Consider the following 24,062-nt stretch of genomic DNA (forward strand, 5'->3'; position numbering starts at 1 on the left):
GAGCGGCGCCCGCCGGGCCCGCCTGAGCGGCGCCCGCCGGGCCCGCCTGAGCGGCGCCCGCCGGGCCCGCCTGACTGACCTGAGCGGCGCCCGAGCGGGCTTGAGCAGCGCCCGCCGGCCCGGTCTGGGACGGGGCCGTGCCCGAGGCGGCGCCGACCAGGGTGGCCACCACAAGCAGGGCCAGCATCAACGCCCGGGCCCGCGGGACGACGGGGCAAGGGCAGGACATGGCCGCGGCGGGGGAGCGGGGGTGGGGCCGGGGAGCGGCTGGGTACGGTGGTCGGGGTGAGCGACGGTCACCCCTTCGGCCAACTGGTGCTGGCCCACGGGGCCCCGGTGGTGCCCGGCGAGCTCTGGTCGGCCTGGACCTTCAACCCCGCCCTGGTCCTGGTGGCCGCCGCCGGGGCGGCCTACTGGCGGGGCCTGGCCCTTTCCGGCGACCGCGCTCGCGCCCTTGGGCGGGCCACCTCGTTCTTCGCCGGGCTGGCGGTGGTGGCCATCGCCCTGGGCTCGCCCCTCGACGCCCTCAGCGGGGTGCTCTTCAGCGCCCACATGGTCCAGCACCTGCTGCTCACGCTGGCCGCCCCGCTGCTCCTCGTGCTCGCCCGCCCTGGCCCGGTCCTGCGCCGGGCGCTGCCGGCTTCGGCCCGCCGGCAGGTCGCCAGGTCCGCCCCCGCCCGCTGGGCGCGGGCCTGGCCCGGTCCCCGACGGGTGATCGTGGCCTGGCTGGCGGCCGTGGTCACCTTGTGGGCGTGGCACGTCCCGGTCCTCTACGACGCTGCTCTCGACAACGCCGCCGTCCACGCCCTGGAGCACGCCACGCTGTTCGCCACCGCCCTGGCCTTCTGGTGGACGGTGGGGGGTGCCGGCCGCCGGGCCGTCCCCGCGTACGGAGCCGCCTCGCTGTTCATGGCCTCGCTGGCGGGCGGTGTGCTGGGTGCGCTGCTGGCTCTCTCGGGACGCCCGTGGTACGCCGAGCGCCCAGGGGTGGCCCAGTGGGGCCTGACCGCCATCGAAGACCAGCAACTCGCGGGGGCGATCATGTGGATGCCGGGCGGGCTCGTCTACCTGGTGGCGGCCTTCGTCCTCATGGTGACGTGGCTCACCCGGGCCGGTGGCCCCGGTGCCTCCAGTTCGCTTACAGCTCGCCATCGCGGCCACGCCTCGGTCGGGTCCCGTTCGTAGGTACTGCCCACCTGGGGCCAGTGCCTGGCCCCAACGGTTCTTTCCCACACGCGTTGCATTTCACGCGCGGCCTTGCGTCGGTCGGGCGACCCCGCTGAAGGGTGCGCCGCCCTGTGCCAAGGTCGTACGAGGGCACAGAGGCGCCCTGGGTGGAAAGGACCGACCTTGAGCTACAACCGCAGGCAAGTCCGGCCGCTGCTGACCGACGGCGAGTACGAGCTCTTTTCCGCGTCGCTGTCGGACTCCATCGGCGGCCTCGACGCCAAAGCGCTGTCGCAGGCCATCGCCCGCACCCGCCGGGCCCGGGACAAGTACCGCGACCTGGCCCAGCGCCAGAACATCTCCACCGGCCGCCGGGCCGGTGCCCGCGCCGCGGCCCACACGGCCAACGAACGGACACAGGCCAAAGAGACCGTCTTCGGCGAGGCCCTCGAACGCCTTGAGCGCCACCGGGCCAAGAGGGAGGCGGCCGCGCAGAGGCAGGCCCGCACCGCCGCCCTGGAGAAGAAGGCGGCCAAGGCGGCCGCCGGCCCCAACCGGGCCGCCCGGCGGGCGGCCGGCAAGACGCCCGACGCCCGCCCGTCGGCCGTGGGAGCGTTCATCTCCGACCAGGCCTCGGCTTCCAACCAGAGTGCCGTGCGCGCCCCCCAGACCCGGATCGCAGCCAGCCGGGGCGCAGCTACCCGTCGCAACCAGGCCAAACGTGACCGCTGAGCCCCGCGGACGTTGGCCGCGGGGCCGGCGCTAGGCTCGCGGCTTCAATGCTCCCTCCCGTGGAGGTCCCCAGCCCCCGCCGACGCAAAGGTCGCTCCCTGCGGCTCGTGATCGGCCTCGTGATCGCGCTCTTGGGCCTGGCCATCACTTCGGCCCGAGGTCTGGCCGGTCTCTACACCGACTTCTTGTGGTTCGACTCGCTGGCTCTGTCGAGCGTGTGGACAGGAGTCCTGGGCGCCAAGATCACGTTGGCGGTGGCGTTCACCTTCGGCTCGTTCATCCTGGTGCTGGCCAACCTCGTCATCGCCCAGCGCCTCGCCCCCATGGTCCGCCCGCCGGGGCCCGAGGAGGACGCCCTCACCGAGTTCCACGCCCTCATCGCCCGGCGGCCCCGGTTGCTCTGGGTCGGGGTGTCGGCGTTCCTGGCCTTCCTGTTCGGCGCCGGGGTGGCCGCCCGCTGGAACGAGTGGCTGCTCTTCCGTAACTCGGTCAGCTTCGGGGTGACCGACCCCCTGTTCAGCGAAGACGTCGGGTTCTACGTCTTCCAACTTCCGTTCCTCGTCTTCGTGACCAACTGGCTGTTCGCCGTGCTGGTGGTGGTGCTGATCGTCAGTGCCGGGGCGCACTACCTCAACGGCGGGATCCGCCTGCAGGTGGCCGCCCCCCGGGTGACCCCGGGTGTGAAGGCCCACCTCTCGGTGTTGGCCGGCGTGATCGCCCTCGTCAAGGCCGTCAACTACTACCTGGACCGCTTCGAGCTGGTGTTCTCCACCCGGGGGGTGGTCCACGGCGCGGCCTACACCGACGTCAACGCCCAGCTCCCGGCCCTCAACCTGCTTATCTTCATCTCGCTACTGGCTGCTGTCCTCTTCCTGGTCAACATCCGCCGCCAGGGCTGGATGCTGCCCATCACGGCCGTGGGCCTGTGGTTCCTGGTGGCAGTCGTGGCCGGCTCGATCTACCCGGCGCTGATCCAGCGCTTCCGGGTGGAGCCCGCCGAGTCCACCCGCGAGGCCCAGTACATCGCCCGCAACATCGAGGCGACCCGCGTGGCCATGGGCCTCGACGACGTCAACATCCGGGAGTTCCGCTACAACGAGGACCTCGACGCCGCCGGGCTGACCCGCAACGCCGAGACGATCCGCAACGTGCGGCTGTGGGACCCCCAGGTCCTGCAGCAGACCTACCAGCGCCTCCAGGAGGTCCGCACCTTCTACCGGTTCACCGATGTCGACGTCGACCGTTACGTCATCGACGGCGAGCTGACCCAGATCGTGCTCTCGGCCCGGGAGCTGAGCCCGGGGAGCCTGCCCTCGGACACGTGGGAGAACCGCCACCTGGCCTTCACCCATGGCTACGGGGCCGTGCTCTCGCCCGCCAACTCCGTCACCGCCGACGGCCAGCCCGACTTCTTGGTGCGCAACATCCCGCCCCAAGGTGCGCCCGCCATCACCGAGCCCCGCCTCTACCACGGCGAGGCCATCGGGGGCTACAGCATCGTGGGGACGGGCCGTGACGAGATCGACTACGTCCGCGAGGACGGCACGGCCGTACCCAACCGCTACGACGGCCAAGGCGGGGTCGACATCGGGTCCCTCACTCGGCGGGTGGCCTTTGCCCTGCGCTTCGGTGACATCAACCCGGTGATCTCGGAGTTCATGACCGACGAGTCCCGGATCCTCTACATCCGTGACATCCGGGAGCGGGTGCGCACGATCGCCCCCTTCCTGTCCTACGACAACGACCCCTACCCGGTGGTGCTCGACGGGCGCATCACCTGGATCATGGACGCCTACACGACCACCGACCGGTTCCCCTACGCCCAGCGGGCCGACACCAGCCGGTTGGGGGCGGGCAGCGGACTGGCCCAGATCTTCAACTACGCCCGTAACTCGGTCAAGGTCACCATCGACGCCTACGACGGCACGGTCACCTACTACATCGTCGACCCCGACGACCCCATCGCGGCCGCCTACGCCCGGGCCTTCCCTGACCTGTTCACCGACGTCCGCGAGGTCGCCCCCGAGCTGCGGGCCCACTTCCGCTACCCCGAGGACATGTTCCGGGTGCAGACCAGCATGTGGGGCCGCTACCACATCGGCGACGCGGCCGAGTTCTACTCCCAGTCCGACCGCTGGAACATCGCCCAGGACCCCGGTTCGGGCCGGGGCGTGGCCGCCACGGCCGCGCCCATCGACCAGGCTTCCAACCTGCCCTTGGGCCCCCGTGAGGGCCGCATGGACCCCTACTACCTGCTGATGCGCCTGCCCGAGGCCCCCCGGCCCGAGTTCCTGATCCTCCAGCCCTTCGTCCCCTTCTCCGAGGACGACACTCGCCGGGAGCTGTCGGCCTTCATGGTCGCCAAGTCCGACCCCGCCGACTATGGCCAGCTCGAGGTGTTCGTCATGCCCCGTGACCGCCAGGTCGACGGTCCCGCCATCGTCAACGCCCGCATCAACCAGGACCCCGAGGTGTCCTCGCTGATCACCCTGCTGAGCCGGGCCGGCTCCGAGGTCATCCTGGGCAACCTGGTCCTCATCCCCGTCGACCAGTCGCTCCTCTACGTACGCCCCCTCTACGTGCAGGCGACGGGGGCCAACGCCGTCCCCGAGCTGAAGAAGGTCATCGTGGCCTTCGGGGGCCGCATCGCCATCCGCGACACCCTCCAGGACGCGTTGGTGGCGGTGTTCGGCGACGCCCCGCCCACGCGCGAGGAGGGCCCGGCGGTGCCTGGCGACCCCGCCGACCCCGAGACTTCGCTGCTGCCCGAGGAGGTCCGCCTGCTGCTCGATGAGGCGGCTCGGGCCTTCGCCGAGGCCGACACCGCCCTGCGGGCGGGCGACCCCGTCCTCTATGCCACCAAGGTGCAGGAAGGCCGGTCGGCCTTCGAGCGGGCCCGCCAGGCGGCATCGACCGCCCCGGCCACCACCCCCGTGGGCACCACGGCCACCACCGTGGCCCCCAACGGGGCGGCCCCGACGACGGTGCCGCCGACGACGGCCCCCCCGTAGGGCAGGGGCTCGGGGCCTAACCGATGAGGGCCGGCACGGTGTAACCCGAGGTGGCCGGGTTGGGGCTGACCAGGCCGGACGTGCAGCGCTGGGGAGGCGGGGCCCAGACGTCGGCCCCTGCGTAGGTGATCCCCAGTGCGCGGGCCAGGGGGGCGAAGACCTCGGCCATCACACCCGGGGTGGCCGCGTTGGTCCCGTTGGAGACGTCGAGGGCGATGAGGTTTCCGTTGAGGCCCAGCAGGAGGACGTTGACGGTCAGGTTCGACACGGCCAGCGACGGGAGGGCCAGGGCGGTGGCCGACACCCGCTGGGAGGGCGAGCCCGCCTCGTAGGGCGGGAAGTACGACAGCGTCGTGCCCGGGTTCCCCGGGGCCGTGGCCGTCACCACCGAGTTGGTGTCGACGGTCACCAGCCCGGCCACGTCGACGACCCGGGTGGGCACGGGAGTGGGCGGGGTGGACGGGTTGGACAGGGCGGCGTCGCCCACTGCGCCCAGGCGGGCCGTAGCGGCGTCGGTCTCGGCCCGGATGTCGACCCGGGCGGGGGGCGACGGGCTCGTGCACGCCATGGCGTGCAGGTGAGCGCGGGCCGTGCCGGCCTCGATCAGGAAGGGCACCCGCACGTCGGTCAGGCCCAAACCGCTGAGCACGATCCGAAGGTGGACCTCGACCAGGGCCCGGAGCTGGCTGGTGGACGCCGTGGTCAGGTAGCCGCCCCCGGTGTCGGTCCCCGGCGGCCCGGACTTGGCCTGGGGACCTTCGATGAGACCGAGCTTGACCCGGGCGAAGTTGAACCCGGGGATGGCCCCCACGTCGCTGGAGGTCAGGTCGAAGGACACGAAGTGGTCGCCGTCGGCCACCACCGCCCCGCCCCGCACGATGTCGAGCACCCTGAGGGTGGCGTTCGCCACGTCCTGGCCGTCGCCGATGGTCCCGACCACCGAGAACAGGTCGCGCACGGTGAAGGTCGCACCCACGGCCGCACTGACCTGGGAGGCGATCTGGGCCAGAGGAGTGGCGGCCGCCAGGCTGGTGGCCGTCCCGTCGGCCTGGAGGGCCGAGACGGTGGCGTCGAGCAACTGGCGGTACGTGAGCTGGGCGTCGAGCACACCGTCGACCGTGCCCGCCGACAGGCCCAGGGCCGTCCGCAGCCGCTCGAAGGTCACCGAGGCGTCGGCGATGCCCTTCCAGCCCACGGCGTCGACACTGACGGTCCCGGGGGCCACCACCCGGGACAGGAAGCGGTTGAGCACCCTCACCTCGGTGGCCCCCACTGTGCCGCTTACACCCGCGAGGGTCGAGCCCACGGCCACCGACCCCAGGGGCCCGGCCAGGGCGGAACGGGCCTTGGCGCTCACGGTGCGCGACCCTTCGGCGAAGTAGTTGCGGAACGGGGACGAGACCGTTACCTCGACGGCCGTGGCCCCGGCCAGGGGCCCGGGGACGAAGGCGCCGTCGACGACCGTGCCGGGCTGGGCCGTCACGTCGTAGCCGGCAGTAGCCCACGGGAAGCCGTTGCGTTGGGCGCTGGCCCCGGCGGCCAGCGTGAGGTCGTCGCCGGCCACCAGGGCGCGCACGGTGTCGAGGGCGGCCATGTCGGCCACCTTCTGGTTGTTGCGGCGCTCCTGGGCCAGCCGGCCGATGTCGATCGCCAGGGCGGAGGCGATCACGGCAACCACCATCCCCACGGCGGCCATCACCTGGACGGCACCCCGTTCGGGGGCGGCTTTGGTGAAGGGGGCGGCGTTCACGGGCTGCTCCGGCTGGGTCGGGTGGTGTGGTTGGAGCTATGTGTCTGGTTAGGACGGAGGCTTCGGCGGCCCGTCCCTTGCGGTTCGGGCCCGGACGCCCGCCGTTCTCATGGCGCGCCCCAGGACGGTCCCGGGGCCGGGGCGAGGGCGGGAGGCCCGGCGAGGGTTGGGCCGGAAGCTGCTGGACCGGGGCCAGCGGCGCCCGGGCCCGCGCCGGAGCCGCTGGGGCCGGTCAGCCCGGACGGGACAGCACCCGCCTCGGGCCCCATTGGCGCGTCACCGGCAGCCGGCCCCCCGGTCGCGCCGGCGCCCGGCCCGGGTGGGCCTGCGGGCGGCCCCCCTTGACCGCCCTCGGTGGCACCCGCGGTCCCGGCCGGCGGCCCCGGCAGGCTGGCAGGCGGCCCCCCCGGCCCCCCCGCCGGCGGCCCGGGCAGGCTGGACGGCGGGCCCGGCACGCCCTGGGGCGGTCCGGGATCAACGCCGGGCGGCCCGGGCAGGCCGTCGGGGGGGCCGGGCTGAGCGGGGACGTTCGGGCCCGCGGGTGTCTGGCGGGCGATGTCGAGCCCGCTCTGGGCGGCATCGCCGGCACCCGCCGGCGGCCCGGTGAGGGGGCCGGAGATCTCGGCTGCGCCCCCGCCCGCGGGGGCGGTGGCCGGGGGCGTACCCCCCGGGTTGCCGGCCGGCTCGCGGTCGCGGCCGCCGGGCAGCTCGAACGGCGTCACCGCCTCGACGGCCCGGGCGATGGCGTCGCGGGCGGGGGCGGGCAGGACGTTGGTGGCGGCCGCCACCGGCAAGGCGACGACCACGGCAGCCACGCTCCCGGCCACCGCCGCCGCCAGGCGGCGACGGCCCCAGGCGGGGCGCACGACGGTGGCCTCGGGGGAGGTGGACGGGGGGCCATAGGCGGTCGACCTGGGCCCAGAGGAGGGCTCGGTCGAGAGGTCGGCCCACGACGGCGGGAGCTTCCAGGTGCCGGTCGCAGCCGGGCCGCCGACGGCGACCGGCGCAGCGGTGGCCCCGGCTACCGGACCGGCGGCCGTCCCGGGGGCGGGCCCCGTGATCGGAACGGCGCTGGGCCCCGTGATGGCCCGCCCGGCGGGCGGTCCGGCGACGGCGCGGGACTGGGCGAACAGGCGGGCCAGTTCGGGCCCGACAGGCGGAGGCGGCCCGCTCACCGCCACGGCCACGTCGGCCGCGAGGGCGGCCAGAGCCGGGTCGTTCTCCCAGCGGGGATCGGGCCGGCCGTCGAGGAACGCTTCGACGGCTTCCTCGGTCAGGAGCGGGGTGGGGACCATTGCACCGTTGTGATCGTCGGCCGGCCTCACCGCGATACCCCTTCTCCTACGAACGAGCGCCGCAGCGACGCCACGGCCCGGCGCTGCAGCGCCTTCACGGCCGTCACCGGCTTGCCCAGAGACTCCGAGACCTGCTCGACGGTCATGCCCGCCACCATGCGCAGCAGGACCACGTCGCGCTGGTCGGGGGAGAGGCGGGCGGCCAGGGCCCGCACCCGCTCCACACCGAGGCGCCGCATGGCCTCGTCCTCCACGTCGCCCCCGTGACCGCCCGCCTCGGCCACGTCGGCCCCGTCGGCCACGACCGGCCGGCGCGACTGGCGGCGCCGAGAGTCGGCCAGGCGGTGGTGGGCGATGGTGAAGACCCACGAGCGGAACTTGTCCTCGTCGCCCTCGAAGGTCGGCAGCGACGTGAACGCCCCGAGGAAGACCTCGTTGGTGAGGTCGTCGGGCTCGGCCGCACCCTGCACCTTCAGGTAGCCGCTGACGGCCGGGGCCAACGCCCGGTAGAGCTGGGAGAACGCGGCCCCGTCGCCCGCCCGAGCTGCCTCCAGGACCGGGGCGAACGGTGCCCCCAGCCACGGGCCGCGGCGAGCGTACGGAGCCATAGGGACAGTATCGACGGTTCGGTCGGCGGTGTTGACCGCCCCCCAGCGCGCCCCTACCCCGTACTGGGAGTACGAGGTAGGGGTCACGCAGCGGGGCTGGTACTCCTAGCCGCCGAGCCCACCCTTGACGAACGGCGGCACCTTGGCGGCGGCCGGCGTCTGGTCGACGACCGACAACCCGGCCGAAGCCCCGGCGGTCGCACCCGCGGGCGGCCCCGCGGTCACGCCCGCGGGGGGCCCGGCCGGCACACCCTCGGGGGGACCGGTGGTCACACCGGGAGGCGGCCCGGGCACCCACGGCGGGATGCTCTCGGCGGCCGGGGTCTGGCGGGCCCGGTCGAGGCCGGTGGCCTCGGGCTGGCCGCCCTCGGCCGCGGTCGAGGGCTTGGGCCCGGTGGCGACCGACGGCAGGTTGGCGGCCGCCGGCGTGTTGGCGGCCACACCCAGCCCGAAGTCGGCGCCGGCCTCGGCCGCCCCGGCCTTGGCGGCCGCGGCCACGTCCAGCCCGAAGCCAGCCGAGGCCGGCAGCTCGGGCAGTTCCGGCACTTCGACCACTACGGCGGCCTGGGTGCCGGTGTCGACGGCGTCCTGGGCGGCCGACGGCAGGACGGCGGCCACCCCGGCGGTGGCGGTGACGGCGATGCCGACCCCCACCCCGGCCTTGGCGGCTGCTCCCAGGCCGGCCAGCTTGGCCCCTATCCCTGCGATCAGTGCTGCGATCATCTGTGTATGTCCTCCACTTCGGTAGTCCGGATGCCTGCGCGCACAGGCCCGGGACGTTGCTGGCTGCCGTCGCCGGCAGTTCGCCTTTTCGGTGGAGACCGTCTGTGTTGGTCTCTTGACTGAGCTATCGCCGCCGGCGCTGGGTTCGATACCACCTGCCAGGGGGTTTCCTGCCCGCCCTGGCGGCCGGGCCGCCCCATGACCGGTGCCTTGGCCCTCATCGACCGTTGGCCCTCGGGCCAGGCGGCCGCCGGGGTGGTCGACGGTCGCGGGGCGGTGCTCAGCACCCGGGGTGACCGGGGGCGGGCCAGCCGGTGGGCGTCGGTGACCAAGCTGGCCACGGCGCTGGCCGTGCTCGTGGCTGTGGAGGAGGGGACGCTGGCCCTCGACGAGCCGGCCGGGCCCCCGGGCTCGACGGTCCGCCACCTGCTGGCCCACGCCTCCGGCCTGGCGTTCGGCGACGGCCGGGTGCTGGCCCCACCGGGCCGGCGGCGGGTCTACTCCAACACCGGCTTCGAGGTGCTGGCCGAAGCGCTGGCCACGGGGTCGGGGATGGAGTTCGAGCGCTACCTCCGCGAGGCCGTGCTCGACCCTCTGGGGATGGAGGGCACGACGCTCACCGGGACGGCGGCCGCCGGGCTGGTGGGGCCGCTCGACGACCTGCTGCGGTTGGCCACCGAGCTCATGGTGCCCACCCTGGTCTCCAAGGCCACCCTGGACGAAGCCACGGCTGTGGCCTTCCCCGAGTTGGCGGGCGTGTTGCCCGGGTTCGGCGGCCACGATCCCCTCGAGTGGGGGCTGGGGTTCGAAGTACGGGGCCACAAGTCGCCGCACTGGACGGCCACCGGTTCGTCACCGGAGACGTTCGGCCACTTCGGGGGGAGCGGGTCGTTCCTATGGGTCGACCGTCAGGCGGGCGTGGCCTGTGCCGCCCTGGGCCGCCACGAGTTCGGGGAGTGGGCCGTGGAGGCCTTCCCGGCGCTGTCCGACGCCGTCCTCGACGAGTTCGGCCACCGCCGGCCGGCTGGCCAGTAGGCGGGCGTAGGCCCCGCCCGCCGCCTCCAGGTCGGCGTGCGTGCCCCGCTCGACGACCCGGCCGCCGTCGACGACCAGGATCTGGTCGGCGGAACGGATGGTCGACAGGCGATGGGCGATGACGATGGCCGTACGGCCGGCCAGGGCCTCGGCCAGGGCCTCCTGGACGGCCGCCTCGGACTGGTTGTCGAGGTGGGCGGTGGCCTCGTCGAGGATCACGACCCGGGGCCGGGCCAGCAGGAGCCGGGCGATGGTCAGGCGCTGGCGCTCGCCGCCCGAGAGGCGGTAGCCCCGTTCGCCCACCACCGTGTCGAGGCCGTCGGGCAGCGAGGCCACCAGTTCGGCCAGCCGGGCCCGGCCCAGGGCGTCCCACAGTTCGCCTTCTGTCGCCTCGGGGCGGGCGAAGGCCAGGTTGGCCCGCACGGTGTCGTGGAACAGGTGGCCGTCCTGGGTGACCACCCCGACGGCCTCACGCAGGGCCCGTAGCGACAGGTCCCGAACGTCGACCCCGGCTAGGCGGACGGCGCCCCGGTCCACGTCGTAGAGGCGGGGGACGAGGGCGGCCAGCGTCGACTTGCCGGCCCCCGAGGGGCCCACCAGGGCGACCGTCTGGCCCGGCTCGACCCGCAGCGTCACGTCGTGGAGCACCTCCTCGCCGGCCCGGCTGTCGAGGTTGGCCACGTCCTCCAGGGAGGCGAGCGAGACCCGGTCGGCCGCCGGGTAGGAGAAGGAGACGCCCTCGAGCTCGACGGCCACCGGCCCCTCGGGCAGGGCCCGGGCACCCGGGCGGTCGGTGATCATCGGTTCGATGTCGAGCACCTCGAAGACCCGCTCGAAGCTGACCAGGGCGGTGGTCACGTCGAGGCGGGCGGTGGCCAGCGAGGTGAGCGGGCCGTACAAGCGGCTCAACAGCAGGGCCAGGGTGACGACCGTGCCCGCTGACAGGTCGCCCCGCAGGGCCAGCCAGCCTCCTAGGCCGTAGATGAGGGCCTGGGCCAGGCCCGAGACGAGCATGAGGGCCCGGACGAACACCTCCATGGCCATGGCCGAACGCACCCCGATGTCGCGCACCCGGGCCGCCCGCCGGCCGAACTCGGCCGACTCCGCCTCGGGCCGGCCGAACAGCTTGACGAGCATCGCCCCGGGGGCCGAGAACCGCTCTGTCATCTGCGAGGTCATGGCCGCGTTGTGGTCGGCCCCCTCCCGTTCGAGCTGGCCAACCCGTCTTCCCACCCGCCGGGCGGGCACCACGAAGACGGGCAGCAGCACGAGGGCCAGGAGCGTGACCTGCCACGACAAGCGGGCCATCACCACCACGGTGAGACCCAGGGCTATGAGGTTGGTGACGACGCCCGACAGGGCCGAGGTAAAGGCCCGTTGGGCGCCGATCACGTCGTTGTTGAGGCGGCTGACGAGCGCCCCCGTGCGGGTGCGGGTGAAGAAGGCCACGGGCATCGACTGCACGTGGTCGTAGACGGTGCGCCGCAGGTCGAAGATCAGGCCCTCGCCCACCTTGGCCGACTGGAGCCGTTCGAGCAGGCCGACGGCGGCCGCGGCCACGGCCAAGGCGGCGATGACGGCGGCCAGGGCCAGCACGGTCGAGGGCCCCTCCCCGTCGACGATGGCCTCCACGGCCCTCCCGGCCAGCACCGGTGTGGCCACCCCCAGCACCGCCCCGACGGTGCTCAGGGCCAGGAAGACGGTGAGGCGGGCGCGGTAGGGCCGGGCGAAGGTTGCCACCCGGCGCAGCGTGGCCCGGCGCAGGGGCCGGCGGGGGGCGTCGGGCTGCATGGCGCTCTCGAGGGCCATCCACATGTTCACGTCCATGGGGCGACCGTAAAACCTCAAGTACACTTGAGGTCAAGGGGGTTTCTGGTCGGGCTCGTAAGGAGCCCGTGTCCTGTACCCTTCTGCTGGCGCCCCGCGGTCTTCCCGCCCGCGGCGCGCGCCCCTCACCATGACCCTTCAGGTTTCACAGCTCCGCATCGAGATCGGCGCCCGGGTGTTGCTCGACGACGCCTCCTTTCAGGTGCTGGCCGGGGAGAAGGTGGCCCTGGTGGGGCCCAACGGGGCGGGCAAGACCACGCTGCTGCGAACGATCGCCGGCCAGGCCGCCCCCGCCGGGGGGTCCGTGCGCCTGCCGCCGCGCGTGGGCTGGCTGGCCCAGGACACCACCCCCCAGCCGGGCGTGGAGAAGGAGCTGGTGTTCGACCACCTGCTGGCGGCCAGCCCCCTGGCCACCCTGCGGGACAAGCTGGCCGACGCCCACGACCACATGCACGACGCCGGGGCGGACACCGACGCCCTCGACCGGGCCGTCCACCGCTACGGCGACCTGGAGGAGCGCTTCCGCCTGGGCGGGGGCTACGAGCTCGAACCGGCGGCCGAGCGCATCGCCGCCGGCCTGGGCCTCGACACCGACGCCCTGCTGTCCGATGTCGGCTCGCTCTCGGGCGGCCAGCGCCGTCGCCTGGAGCTGGCCCGCCTGCTGCTGGCCGGGGGTGACCTGCTGGTTCTCGACGAGCCCACCAACCACCTCGACGCCGAAGCCAAGGCCTTCGTCATGGGCTTTCTGCGCACGACGCCCAGCGCCGTTCTGGTCGTGAGCCACGACATCGAGCTCATGAACGACTCGATCGACCGGGTGCTGGCCCTGGAGGCCGGGCAACTGGCCGTCTACCGGGGCACGTACAGCCAGTTCCTGTCCAAGCGGGACGAGCGGGAGGCGGCCGCCGCCCGCGAGAACGTCAACGCCCAGCGCGAGATCGCCCGCCTCGAACGAACGGCCGACAAGTTCCGCCAGGGCAACGCCACCGCGGCCCGCAAGCGCAAGGCCCTCGAGCAGCGCATCGGGCGCATAGTCGAGCGCCAGGAGTCGGCCATGCCCGTGGTCAAGCGCCGGCCCCTCAAGGTGAGGTTCCCCGACCCGGTGCGGGCCGGCGATCTCGTGCTCACCGTCGACGGGCTGACCAAGCGCCTGGGAGGCACGACGGTGTTGCGCAACGTCGGGTTCACCGTGGGCCGCAGCGAGGTGTTCGTGGTCGTGGGCCCCAACGGGGCCGGCAAGACGACGCTGCTGCGCTGCATCTACGGCATCTACGCCCACGACGCCGGCTCGGTGCGGCTGGGCGCCAACGTGACTGTGGGTTACTACGCCCAAGAGCACGAAGACATCCGCCCCGGGGCCAGCGTGTTCGGGGTCATCTCCGACGCGGCCGCCCCCGGGCTCACCGAGGCCGAGCTACGGGGCATCCTCGGCCACTTCGGCCTCAAGGGCGACGTGGCCGACCAGGAGGCGGCCACCCTCTCGGGGGGCGAGAAGACCAAGCTGTCGCTGGCCCGCCTGGTGGCCGGGAAGGCCAACCTCCTGCTGCTCGACGAGCCCACCAACAACCTCGACACGGCGTCACGCGAGGCCGTCCTGGCCGCCCTCCAGCATTTCAAGGGCACGGTCGTCCTCGTCAGCCACGACGTCGACTTCGTCACCCAACTGGGCCCCGAACACGCCATCGTCCTACCCTCGGGCCGGGGCCTGCCCTTCGACGAGCGCATGCTCGACCTCGTCCCCCAGCGAGAGGCCCCCACCGCCGTACGAGCCTGAAGCCCGCGCCCGGCAGGCGCGGGCGGGTAACCTGGGAGGGCAGGGCGTACCGGCCGCGGGGGCCGGCCGCGACCCGCAGGAGGTGGCCGCAGATGTCGAAGCTCCGTGCCGTAGCCGGGTCGTTGGTAGCCGCCGGAGCGGTGGTGGTGGCGGCGGGGGCGACCGCCTTCGCGTGTGTGACGCCGGCGGTGATCAACCTGTCGACGGCCGAAGGGCGGCCCGGGCAGGTGGTGACCGTGACGGGCAAGGCGTTCAGTGCCCCGCCGGGGTCGTCGGGGGTGGAGGTGCGGTGGGCCGCGCCCAACGGGGTGCTGCTGGCCCAGGCCATGCCCGACGGCGACGGTACCTTCACGACTACGTTCACCGTCCCTGACGGGCCGCCAGGCTTCTACTCGGTGGTGGCCGTACTGCGCGACGCCGACGGGGCCGACGTGGCGGGCACGCCCGGGCGGGCCATGTTCGAGTTGCGTACGGTGGCCGCCGCGCCGACGGCCGAGCCCGACCTGCAGGCCTTCACCCCGGTGGCCGAACCGGTGGGTTCGAGCTTCCCGGTGGCCCTGGTGGCCGGCCTGGGCGTCGTGGGGCTGGTGCTGTTCGCCGGCGGGTTCGTGGCGGTCACGCGCACGCGGCGCACGAGCCGCCCCGTGCCGGCGCCGGTCCGCCGCGACTGAGCCGTCGGCCTTCCAGGCGGCTCCGCCCCCACCGCTCGAGGTGGTGGTCGTCCGCAGCGCCCGGCGGCGCAAGACGGTGGAGGCCCGCGTCGTCGACGGGGTGATCCGGGTACGGGTCCCGGCCCGGATGAGCAAGGCCGACGAGCGAGTACACGTGGAGCGGCTGGTGGCCCGCCTGGAACGGCGCCGGGTGGCGGCCACCATCGACCTCGACGGCCGGGCCGCGGCCCTGGCCCGCCGCTACGACCTGCCCCGGCCCCGATCGGTGGCCTGGGCGGACAACCAGGAGAAGCGGTGGGGGTCGTGCACCCCCAGCCAGGGGACCGTGCGCCTCTCGTCGCGGCTGGCGGCCCTGCCCCCGTGGGTCGTCGACGCCGTGATCGTCCACGAGCTGGCCCACCTGGTCGAGCCCGGCCACACGCCCGCCTTCTGGGCGCTGGTCAACCGCTACCCCCGGGCCGAGCGGGCCCTCGGTTACCTCATGGCCCTGGGCCTGGCCGGCGGTACGGCTGACCCGGGCGGGAGCGGGTAACCCGGCCACCGGGTGAGCCGTTTGGCTCATTGTGCTCAACCCGGGGCCAGGCCGCGACGACAGGACCTACGTGCGCCGCGCCGCTGTCTTCGCTGCCGTCCTGTCCCTCCTGGCCAGCTCCGGGGCCACCGCCAGGGCCCAGGGGCCGGCCCCCGGGGCCGACCGCTACGAGCAAGGCCGTGACCCCCGGGGCCTGGTGCTCGACGGGCTGGTGCGCCATGGCCCGTCGGGGGTGTGCCGGGGCAACTACGAGCTGGCCCATCGGGACCGGGTCAACGGGGTGCTCCAGGCTCTGTGTACCCACGGGCCGGACCCCGCGCCGGCCGGGGTGGACGTCCGCCAGCGCCGGCCCCCCGACGCCTCGGCCACCTTGGAGGGCAGCCCCTCGGTGGCCCCGGCCCAGACCGGCATCCAGTGCTACGGCAACGGCAGCGACGGCTACCGGGTGCAACTCGTGTACGCCCGGGCGGCCAACGTGCCGGACCGGTTCAGCACCTACCAGGCCTCGTTCGTGCAGTGGGCGGCCAACGTCGACCTGATGACCAACGCCTCGGCGGCCAAGACGGGAGGCACCCGCCACGTCCGCTTCGTGACCGGATCGTCGTGCCTGCCGGTCATCGAGCGGGTGACGATGTCGAACACGGGCGACGACACGTTCTCGAACACGATCGCCGAACTGCGGGCCCGGGGGTTCACCCGTTCGGACCGCAAGTACCTCGTGTGGGTCGACGCCAACGTGTACTGCGGGATCGGCCAGATCTACTACGACGACCGGGCCAACCCCGCCCCGGGCGCCAACTACAACAACGGCCACCCCGGGGCCCAGGGCCTGGTGTCGCGGGTCGACAACGCCTGCTGGGGCCACGCCAACTCGGTCGAGGCCCACGAGCTCATGCACAACCTCGGAGGCGTGCAGCAGTCGGCCCCCAACTCGACCCCGGGTAGCCACTGCACCGACGAGTACGACCGCATGTGTTACGTGGACGGGGCGGGCGTCCGCATGGTCTACCGCTGCCCGGCCAGCCACGAGAACCGCTTCGACTGCAACAACGACGACTACTTCCACACCAGCCCGCCCGCCGGCAGCTACCTGGCCACCCACTGGAACACGGCCAACAGCGCCTTCCTGGCCACGGCCCCGGGTGGGACGGCCCCCCCGCCCACAACTACGACCACGACCGTCCCCGTGACCACCACCGTGGCCCCCACCACGACCACGACCAAGCCGCCGGCCACGACCACGACCACCGTGGCCCCCACCACGACCACCACCGTGGCCCCCACCACGACCACCAAGCCGCCGGCCACGACGACCACGACCACCACCGCGGGGGTGAAGCCGTCGGCCCCCCGTAGCCTCACCGTCTCCCAGCCCTCGCCGGGCAGCGTGCGCCTGGCCTGGCAGCCCCCGACCACGGGGACGGTCACCGGCTACCGGGTCTACCGGGGAACGGGGGTCGGCACCCCCGTCTTGCAGGCCACCGTGGGCAACGTGCTCAGCGTGGTCCGCACGGGCGAGCCCCTGGGCATCGTCTCCTACCACGTGACCGCCTACAACGCCGCGGGCGAGAGCGTGGCCTCCAACCGGGTGTGGTGGGTCGTCCGCTGATGGGAGAACCGCCGGTGGTGGAGCTGTCCCACGTCCGGCGGACGTTCGGGCCGGCCGTGGCCCTCGACGACCTCAGCCTGTCGGTCCCCGGCGGGTCGGTGACCGTGCTGCTCGGGCCCAACGGTGCGGGCAAGACGACGGCCCTGCGTATGGTCACGGGTGCCCTGGCAGCCACCGTAGGCACGGTCCGCACGTTCGGGGCCGACCCCGGCGGGCCCGCCGGTGAGGGCGTGCGCCGGCGCTGTGGCGTGGTGGCGGCCAAGCCCGCCCTGTACGACCGGCTCACGGGCCGGGACAACCTGGTCTACGCGGCCGAACTGTTCGGCCTGGGCCGTCGGGCGCCCGTCGAGGAGGCGGCCGCCCGTTTCGACATCGTCGACGCCCTCGACCTCAAGGTGGGCGGTTACTCCACGGGCATGAAGACCCGGCTGGCCCTGGCCCGGGCCATCCTCCACGACCCCGACCTGCTGCTGCTCGACGAACCCACGTCGGGCCTCGACCCCGAGTCGTCCCACGCCGTGCTCGGGCTCATCGACGAGATGGCCGCGGCCGGAAAGACCGTTCTCATGTCGACCCACCTGCTGGCCGAGGCCGAGGGCTTGGCCGACCAGGTGGTGATGATGGAAGCGGGCCGCGACGTGGTCAGCGGCCGCCCCGACGACCTCGTGCACCGCTTCTGGCCCCACCCCCGGGTGGCCTTCGACGCCGAGCCCCGGAGCGACCTCGACCGCCTGGCCGCCATGGACGGCGTCGATGCCTACGAGCGCAACGGTTCGGTGGCCTTCGTGACCCTCGACGACCTGAGCCTCGTGCCCCGCCTCGTGTCCGACCTGGTGGCCGCGGGCGTGCGGGTCACCCAGGTAACGCCCGAGCACCCCACCCTCGAGCAGCTCTACATGAAGGTGCGCCGGGGGTGAACCGGGCACGCGTCTGGACGATCGCCCGCAGCGACCTGCGCCAGCTCCGGCGCAGCCCGGACTTCTGGGCGCCCATGCTGGCCATGGCCGCCCTGTTCTTCGTGATCATCCCCACCGGCCTGCTGCTGGGCATCACCCGCCTGGGCAGCGTCCCCACCGTGCAGAAGGTGTCCACCGCCCTCGACTTCCTGCCTCAGAAGGCCCAGGAGCAGATGGCCGGGGCCAACGCCGCGGAGCGCACGTCCTATGCCCTGGCCGTCTACCTGTTCGCCCCCCTGGCCGTGATCGTGCCCCTGACCATCTCCACGGCCGTCGGGGCCAACACGCTGGTGGGGGAGCGGGAGCGGGGGACGGGCGACTTCCTGGCCCACTCGCCCGCCTCCGAGCGCGAGATCTACTTCGGCAAGCTGGTGGCCAGTCTGCTGCCCGGTTACGTGTGCACCCTGGTGGGCTTCGCCATCTACTCGCTGGCCGTCAACCTCATAGTGGGCCCGGCCGTGGGGGGGTGGTTCTTCCCCACGCTCGACTGGTTGGTGCTCATGCTGTGGGTCATCCCTCCGTTCTTGGCCATCACTCTGTCGGTGGTGCTGCGCCTGTCGGCCCGGGTGCGCAGCGCGGCCGCCGCCCAGCAGGCCTCGGGCCTGGTCAGCCTCCCGCTCATCATGATCTCCTACGCCCAGTCGAGCGGCTCGCTCTCCACCGGTACCCGCTCGGGCCTGCTCATCGGGGCCGTGGCCTGGGCGGTAGCTGTCCTCGGGCTGGTGCGGGGCGCCCGGGCCGTCACCCGGCCCCGGCTGCTGGGCGTCGACGGTTGAGACCGCGGCGTCCCCGCAGTGCGGTAGGTTCGAGAGCCTGAAGTCCGGCGCCGCCCTCGTCCTCGTAGCCCTTTCGGCCGCTCTCGCCGCCTGCGGCGAGGACGACCCTGTCGTCTCCGGCCAGGCCGGGCCGACGACGACGACGACGACGGTCGCCTCGGCCCCCACCATGAGCGACTACAGCGACGAGCTGACCTCCAGCGACGGCCACCGCTACCGGATCACGCTGTCGGTGGCCGGCTCCCCGGCCCCTACGGCGGCCGAGGACTGCCCGCCCGTGACCGGGGCGGCCACCCCGTCGCGGGCCGTGGTGCTGACCGTGGCCAACCAGGCGGCCGACCGTCCGGCCCCGTTCCCGCCGCTGCGCATCGAGATGGCGGGGGCCGCGGGCGTTGCCCCGGAGCCGGTCTTCGTGCGCGACCAGGGGGGAGCATGCACGTTCACCCCTCGTGTGGCCTCGATCGGCCCGGGCCAGTCGGTCACCTTCCGAGGTACCAGCCCGGTCGAGGGCTTCGGGCCCGGCAGCCGGGTGGAGGTCAACGTGTCCGAGACGCGGTTCACCCTGGCGGCGCCGGTCGGATGAGGGCGGTGACGGGACCATGAGCCAATGGCTGGTGGAGAAGGGGTCGGCCCTACTCGGGTCGCGCACTTCGCGGCGCAACTTCCTGGTGCGGTCGGCCGTGGTGGGGTCGGCCCTGGCCGTCGCGCCCGTTAGGTTCCTGACGAGGCCGGGGACGGCCTACGCCGCCATCTGCCACTGCGCGGGCACCGACTGTGACTGCGGGTCGGCGTGCTGCGACGGGTACACCGACTTCTGCTGTTCGGTCAACAACGGGGAGAACTCGTGCCCGCCGGGCTCGTTCCCGGCCGGGTGGTGGCGGGCCGACGGGTCGATGTTCTGCAACGGCCCCCGCTACTACGTCGACTGCAACGTCTCGTGCGGCAACACGTCGTTCTCGTGCGAGTGCGGCCGGGGCGACTGCAACAACCGGCGGGCGGCCTGCAACCAGTTCCGCTACGGCAACTGCCACCGCGAGATCGAGTGCTTCGGGCCCATCGTGTGCCGGGTGGTCACCTGTACACCGCCCTACCAGCTCTACTCGGGGTGCGACCAGACCACCTTGTGGGACAACTCGACGGCCAACCACACGGCCAACTGCCCGGCCCCGTCGCCTCCCCCGCCCCCCCGGCCCGGGGACCCCATCGTGTCGGCCCATAGTGCCAAGGTGCTCGACGTCGCCCAGGTATCCCAGGCCGACGGGGCCACGATCTGGCAGTGGTCGCCCACAGGGGCCGACAACCAGCGGTGGGCCGCCGAGCGCCAGGCCGACGGGACGTACAAGATCATCGCCGCCCACAGCGGCAAGGTCCTCGACGTGGCCGACTTCTCGACGGCCGACGGCGGCCGGGTCCACCAGTGGACCTGGCACGGTGGGGCCAACCAGCGCTGGCGGGTGGAGGACGTGGGCGACGGCTGGAGCCGCATCGTCAACGTCAACAGCGGCAAGGTGCTCGACATCGCCGAGTTCTCCCAGGCCGACGGCGGCCGTATCCACCAGTGGACCTGGCACGGCGGGGCCAACCAGCGCTGGCGGGGCCTGCGGGTGCAGAGCAGCCCCGTCCCCGTGCTCGGCAACCACATCACGGCCGCCCACAGCGGCAAGGTGCTCGACGTCAGCGGCCTCTCCACGGCCGACGGGGCCGCCGTCTGGCAGTGGAGCGTCACCAACGGCCTCAACCAGCGCTGGGCCATCGAACGACAGCTCGACGGCACCTACCGGTTCGTGGCCCTCCACAGCGGCAAGGTCCTGGACGTGGCCGAGTTCTCCACGGCCGACGGGGCCCCCGTCCACCAGTGGACCTGGCACGGTGGGGCCAACCAGCGCTGGCGGATCGAGAACCTGCTCGACGGTTCGGCCCGCATCACCAACGTGCACAGCGGCAAGGTGCTCGACGTCTCGGGCATCTCCGCCGACGACGGCGCCCGCATCCACCAGTGGACCTGGCACGGCGGCCCCAACCAGCGCTGGCGGGGAGTGGTCTGAGTGGCCTGGGTGGTGGCTGTCGAGGCCCTCGTTATCGCGCTGCTGGGCCTGCTGGTGGTGGGACTGCTCCGCAGCCACACCGAGATCCTGGCCAAGCTGCACGCCCTCGAGGCGGGTACGGGTAGCGGCGGGGCCGGGGCCGGGGCCGGGCGGGCGGGGCCGGTTGCCGCCCGGGAGGCGTCGGACGTGACGGGGGAGACCCTGGCGGGCGAGGTGATCAGGGTGGGGGTGGCGGGCGCCCGCCACGACACCTTGCTGGCCTTTCTGACCAGCGGGTGCTTCACGTGCATCGGGTTCTGGGACCGGTTCCGGTCGGGCCGCCGCCTCCGGGTGCCGGGGGGTGCCCGCCTGGTGATCGTGACCAAGGGCCCCGAGGCCGAGAGCCCCTCGAAGCTGGCCGAGATCGCTCCCCCCGACCACGCCCTGGTGCTGTCCACCCGGGCGTGGGAGCAGTACGGCGTGGAGGTGGCCCCGTGGTTTGCCTATGTCGACGGGCCCTCGGGCCGGGTCGTGGCCTCGGGTGCGGCCTCCGACTGGGACCAGGTGGTGGAGATGTGGTCCAAGGCCGTCGAGGGCCGGGGCGAGGGCGGCCGGGCCCGGGAGCATACGGCCGACCAGAAGCTGCTGGCGGCCGGAGTCCACCCCGGGGACCCCAGCCTCTACCCGCCCGACAAGGAGAGCTGAGGTGGCCGAGCGCTTGTCGGGCCTGGGCCTCGACGTCGAACTGCCCGACGGTTGGGACGGGCGCATCTACCGGCGGGACAACGAGGGCGACGCGGGCGAGCGCCGGGCCCTGCACGCCGCCAACTTCGCCCTGCCCGCCGACCGGGGCGACTACGGGGGCGGCGTCAACGAGGACATGGGCGGCGAGGACGTGCTGGTCACCCTCGTGGAGTTCCACCCCGACAACGCCGGCCAGGGCCTGTTCCGGAGCGAGGGCCTGCCCGTCCCGGTGCGGGCGTCGGACTTCTCCCCCCGGGCCATGCCCCGTTCGGTGCCGGGCCAGGCCGGAGCCCAGTACTTCTTCTCCCTGGGCGAGCGGGCCTTCTGCCTGTTCGTGGTCATCGGCAGCTATGCCGACCGCGAGCGCCTCGTCCCCATGGTCAACTCCGTGATCGAGACCGTTCACATCGAATAAGGCCACATCGAACAGAGGAGGCTCATGGCTGGCTCCGACCAGTGGTACTACTGCCTCGAGCACGGGCAGGTGGAGCAGGCCGGGGAAGGCTGTGCCCTGGACCGGGCCATGGGCCCGTACCCGTCGGCCGCCGCGGCGGCCGACTGGCGCAAGACATCCGAGGCCCGCAACGCCGCCTGGGACGAGGACGACCGTCGCTGGGACGAGGGCGAGTAACCCAACACCCGCAAACCCGCGCGGGGATCGTGGGCGTTTCGCCCACGATCCCCGCGCGGGTTTCGCGAGATGGGTGGTTCAGGGGGCGGCGTGGAGCGAGGCTCGTACCTGGCCGAGGCGGTCGAGGCAGGCCAGGGTGTCGGCCTGGTCGTCCGACAGGGGCCGCACGATCACGTCGGTGAAGCCCACGGCGGCCAGGGCCCGGAACTGTTCGGCCACCTCGTCGGGGCCGCCCACCACCACGGCGTCGGGGTCGAAGCCCCGGTAACCCCGGTCGAGGATGGGGCGGGCCACCCTCTGGGCGTCGGCCGTGTCCTGGCCGATGTGCACGTCGCGGCGTACGGCCACGGCCGCCGGCAGCCGGCTGTGGGTGGCGCACCGGTCCAGGTAGTAGCTCACCAGTTCGGCGGCCCGGGGGACAACCAGTTCGGGGCCGGCCAGCCAGGCGTCGCCCAGGCGGGCGGCCCGGTCGATGGCCCGGCGGGCCGTGCCGCCTATCCACACGTCGACGGGCTCGGGCGGCAGGGGCCCGATCCGGGCGCCGCCGGCCTCGCCGCCGGCCAGCAGCGTGCGGATGACGGCCAGGGACGACTCGAAGGTGGCCGCCCGCCCGCCCAGATCGGCCCCCAGGGCCGCGAACTGGCCTTCGCCGTCGCCCACCGCGGCCTGCAGGACGAACCGGCCCCCGGCCAGCGATGCCAGGGTGCCCACCTGCTCGGCCACCAGCACCGGGTTCCACAGGGGGAGCAGGAACAGGGCGCCGGCCGTGCGCCCCTCCCATTCGGCCAGCAGCCGGCCCAGCATGGGGACGTTCTGGTAGTACGGCCCCCCGGTCACGTGGTGGTCGCCTACGAACAGCGAGTCCAGGCCGGCGGACCAAGCCACCGATGCCTGCTCGACCATCCAGCGGGCGCCCGTGCGCACGTCAGGCGGTTCGTAACGGCTGCGCAGCGACACCCCGACTCTCATGCCCCCAGCCTTCCAGACCCGGCCACCGGCCGCCCAGCCACCCAGTTCAGGCCAGGTAGACGCCCCGGGCGAAGAACGAGGTGGTGACGACCAGGCCGGCGGCGCTCACGGCCAGGACCGGGGCTCGCAGGCGCGGGCGCTCGGACAGCCACTCCCCGGCGGCCGCGAAGCACGGGAAGGCGGGGATCACATAACGCCCCATGCCGAAGAAGTTGGACAGGGCCAGGGCGGGCAGCACGATGGCCAGCACGGAGTACGCCCCGTAGGCCGTCCCGAACCGCCGGAACACCCTGGGCAGGAAAGCCACGGCCAGCACGGTCATGGCCGGGTGGGACATGTAGACGGCCCAGGCGAACGGGCTGCGGAAGTCGCGAACTTCGTCCCACACGTCGAACTTGAGGTAGGTGCCCAGCCCGTCCTGGAGGCCCCAGCCCCGCTGGGCGTCGACGAACGTGAGCGGGCTGCCGAACGCCGCCCACAGGTAGACGGCGAAGGCCCCGATGCCGGCGGCCGACAGGAGGACCCCGAGGTCGGCGGGCCGCAGCCGGCCCACGTCGACGGCCCACCGTCTCCCTGGGGGCCGGGCCAGCCCGCCTCGCCGTTCCAGCGCCCGCAGGACCAACCCGGCGCACACGGCGATCCCCACGTGGCGGGTGGCGGTGGCCACCGCTCCGGCCACGCCGGCCCACACCGGGTGGCCCCGCTCCAGCAGGAGGAAGGCGGCCAGGATGGACGCCATGAACAGGGCCTCGACGTACACCGCCCCGGCCAGGAAGAACGAGAACGGGTAGAGCAGGAAAAGGGCCAGGGCGGTGGCCGCGGCCGCGGGCGCCAGCCGTTCCCGGGCCCAGGTCGAGAACAGGACGGCGGAGGCCGCGCCGCAGGCCACGGTGACGACGATCCCGGCCAGCAGCAGGTTGCCGGTGGCCGGCGACAGCAACCGCATGGCCAGGGGGTAGGCCGGGAAGAAGGCGGCCGAGCTGGGTTCGCCCGGTACGTAGGAGTAGCCGTTGCGGGCCACGTCGTGGAACCAGGCCGAATCCCACTGCACCCACCCCGACAACCAGGGCTGGCCTGGGAAGGCGATGACCTTGGGGTTGTCCGACCACGGTAGGTGGGCCACCGAGAGCCCGACCACCGCGAACAGCACGGTGGCTACCGCCAGGTAGACGAGAGCCGCCCCCCAGTGCAGGCGACCGCCGGCCGCCGCCCCCCCACCCGCCGCCCC

The 24,062-nt window shown here is 73.5% G+C and carries 22 protein-coding genes and 1 pseudogene; 15 read left to right on the plus strand and 8 right to left on the minus strand.

Translation table 11 applies throughout. The features are described from left to right. Positions 1–187, minus strand: a 187-nt coding sequence (locus AB1673_15180) for a hypothetical protein (GenBank protein ID MEW6155308.1), incomplete at its 3' end; no start/stop codon positions are given. 98 nt (positions 188–285) lie between these two features. On the opposite strand from AB1673_15180, the gene AB1673_15185 reads away from it, so the two are divergent. From AB1673_15185 to AB1673_15195, 3 genes are all read left to right on the plus strand, one after another. After that, positions 286–1,185: a cytochrome c oxidase assembly protein gene (locus tag AB1673_15185; protein MEW6155309.1), complete on the plus strand. Its 900-nt coding sequence runs from the start codon at positions 286–288 to the stop codon at positions 1,183–1,185. Between the two features lie 165 nt (positions 1,186–1,350). Further along, positions 1,351–1,899, plus strand: a complete 549-nt coding sequence (locus tag AB1673_15190) for a hypothetical protein (protein MEW6155310.1) — start codon at positions 1,351–1,353, stop codon at positions 1,897–1,899. Between the two features lie 47 nt (positions 1,900–1,946). After that, the gene (locus tag AB1673_15195; protein MEW6155311.1) at positions 1,947–4,910 is read left to right on the plus strand and encodes a UPF0182 family protein; all 2,964 of its coding nucleotides are present in this window, start codon (positions 1,947–1,949) and stop codon (positions 4,908–4,910) included. A 16-nt stretch (positions 4,911–4,926) separates the two neighbouring features. Here AB1673_15195 and AB1673_15200 read toward each other — a convergent pair whose 3' ends face one another. From AB1673_15200 to AB1673_15215, 4 genes are all read right to left on the minus strand, one after another. Next, a complete protein-coding gene (locus tag AB1673_15200; protein MEW6155312.1) occupies positions 4,927–6,660 on the minus strand; it encodes a hypothetical protein in 1,734 nt (577 codons plus the stop codon). 107 nt (positions 6,661–6,767) lie between these two features. Next, entirely contained in the window at positions 6,768–7,985 is a 1,218-nt protein-coding gene (locus AB1673_15205; GenBank protein ID MEW6155313.1) for a hypothetical protein, read from the minus strand. Continuing rightward, on the minus strand, positions 7,982–8,563 hold the full coding sequence (locus AB1673_15210) for a sigma-70 family RNA polymerase sigma factor (GenBank protein MEW6155314.1): 582 nt from the start codon (positions 8,561–8,563) through the stop codon (positions 7,982–7,984). Before AB1673_15210 ends, AB1673_15205 begins: the two co-directional genes overlap by 4 nt. Positions 8,564–8,668: 105 nt before the next feature. Then, positions 8,669–9,286 (minus strand): hypothetical protein, encoded by a 618-nt coding sequence (locus AB1673_15215; protein MEW6155315.1) that lies wholly within the window; start codon positions 9,284–9,286, stop codon positions 8,669–8,671. Positions 9,287–9,484: 198 nt separating this feature from the next. On the opposite strand from AB1673_15215, the pseudogene AB1673_15220 reads away from it, so the two are divergent. Continuing rightward, positions 9,485–10,162: pseudogene (locus tag AB1673_15220) on the plus strand (serine hydrolase domain-containing protein). 18 nt (positions 10,163–10,180) lie between these two features. Here AB1673_15220 and AB1673_15225 read toward each other — a convergent pair. Next, entirely contained in the window at positions 10,181–12,148 is a 1,968-nt protein-coding gene (locus AB1673_15225) for an ABC transporter ATP-binding protein (GenBank protein MEW6155316.1), read from the minus strand. A gap of 130 nt (positions 12,149–12,278) precedes the next feature. Here AB1673_15225 and AB1673_15230 point away from each other — a divergent pair, with 130 nt between their 5' ends. The 11 genes from AB1673_15230 (at position 12,279) to AB1673_15280 (ending at position 21,865) form a co-directional block, all read left to right on the plus strand. Beyond that, complete coding sequence (locus AB1673_15230) at positions 12,279–13,922, plus strand: ABC-F family ATP-binding cassette domain-containing protein (GenBank protein ID MEW6155317.1); 1,644 nt, start codon at positions 12,279–12,281, stop codon at positions 13,920–13,922. Between the two features lie 92 nt (positions 13,923–14,014). Beyond that, a complete protein-coding gene (locus AB1673_15235) occupies positions 14,015–14,593 on the plus strand; it encodes a hypothetical protein (GenBank protein ID MEW6155318.1) in 579 nt (192 codons plus the stop codon). Positions 14,594–14,636: 43 nt separating this feature from the next. Then, on the plus strand, positions 14,637–15,125 hold the full coding sequence (locus AB1673_15240; GenBank protein ID MEW6155319.1) for a M48 family metallopeptidase: 489 nt from the start codon (positions 14,637–14,639) through the stop codon (positions 15,123–15,125). Positions 15,126–15,195: 70 nt separating this feature from the next. After that, positions 15,196–16,734: a fibronectin type III domain-containing protein gene (locus AB1673_15245; GenBank protein ID MEW6155320.1), complete on the plus strand. Its 1,539-nt coding sequence runs from the start codon at positions 15,196–15,198 to the stop codon at positions 16,732–16,734. Then, on the plus strand, positions 16,734–17,651 hold the full coding sequence (locus AB1673_15250) for an ABC transporter ATP-binding protein (protein ID MEW6155321.1): 918 nt from the start codon (positions 16,734–16,736) through the stop codon (positions 17,649–17,651). Before AB1673_15245 ends, AB1673_15250 begins: the two co-directional genes overlap by 1 nt. Beyond that, positions 17,648–18,466 (plus strand): ABC transporter permease subunit, encoded by an 819-nt coding sequence (locus AB1673_15255; protein MEW6155322.1) that lies wholly within the window; start codon positions 17,648–17,650, stop codon positions 18,464–18,466. The genes AB1673_15250 and AB1673_15255 overlap by 4 nt, the downstream gene beginning before the upstream one ends. Positions 18,467–18,635: 169 nt before the next feature. Beyond that, positions 18,636–19,049, plus strand: a complete 414-nt coding sequence (locus AB1673_15260; GenBank protein ID MEW6155323.1) for a hypothetical protein — start codon at positions 18,636–18,638, stop codon at positions 19,047–19,049. Between the two features lie 16 nt (positions 19,050–19,065). After that, a complete protein-coding gene (locus tag AB1673_15265) occupies positions 19,066–20,511 on the plus strand; it encodes an RICIN domain-containing protein (GenBank protein MEW6155324.1) in 1,446 nt (481 codons plus the stop codon). Beyond that, positions 20,512–21,195: a hypothetical protein gene (locus tag AB1673_15270; GenBank protein MEW6155325.1), complete on the plus strand. Its 684-nt coding sequence runs from the start codon at positions 20,512–20,514 to the stop codon at positions 21,193–21,195. It begins immediately after the preceding gene. A gap of 1 nt (position 21,196) precedes the next feature. Continuing rightward, a complete protein-coding gene (locus AB1673_15275; protein ID MEW6155326.1) occupies positions 21,197–21,649 on the plus strand; it encodes a hypothetical protein in 453 nt (150 codons plus the stop codon). A 24-nt stretch (positions 21,650–21,673) separates the two neighbouring features. Beyond that, a complete protein-coding gene (locus AB1673_15280; GenBank protein ID MEW6155327.1) occupies positions 21,674–21,865 on the plus strand; it encodes a hypothetical protein in 192 nt (63 codons plus the stop codon). A 78-nt stretch (positions 21,866–21,943) separates the two neighbouring features. Here AB1673_15280 and AB1673_15285 read toward each other — a convergent pair whose 3' ends face one another. Continuing rightward, positions 21,944–22,834, minus strand: coding sequence for an LLM class flavin-dependent oxidoreductase (locus tag AB1673_15285; protein ID MEW6155328.1), 891 nt, complete (start codon positions 22,832–22,834; stop codon positions 21,944–21,946). A 46-nt stretch (positions 22,835–22,880) separates the two neighbouring features. Continuing rightward, positions 22,881–24,062 (minus strand): mannosyltransferase family protein (locus tag AB1673_15290; protein ID MEW6155329.1); only part of this gene is annotated, 1,182 nt, incomplete at its 5' end.

The sequence above is a fragment of the Actinomycetota bacterium genome (assembly GCA_040754375.1).
In the GTDB taxonomy this organism is placed as follows: Bacteria; Actinomycetota; Acidimicrobiia; order Acidimicrobiales; family AC-14; genus JBFMCT01.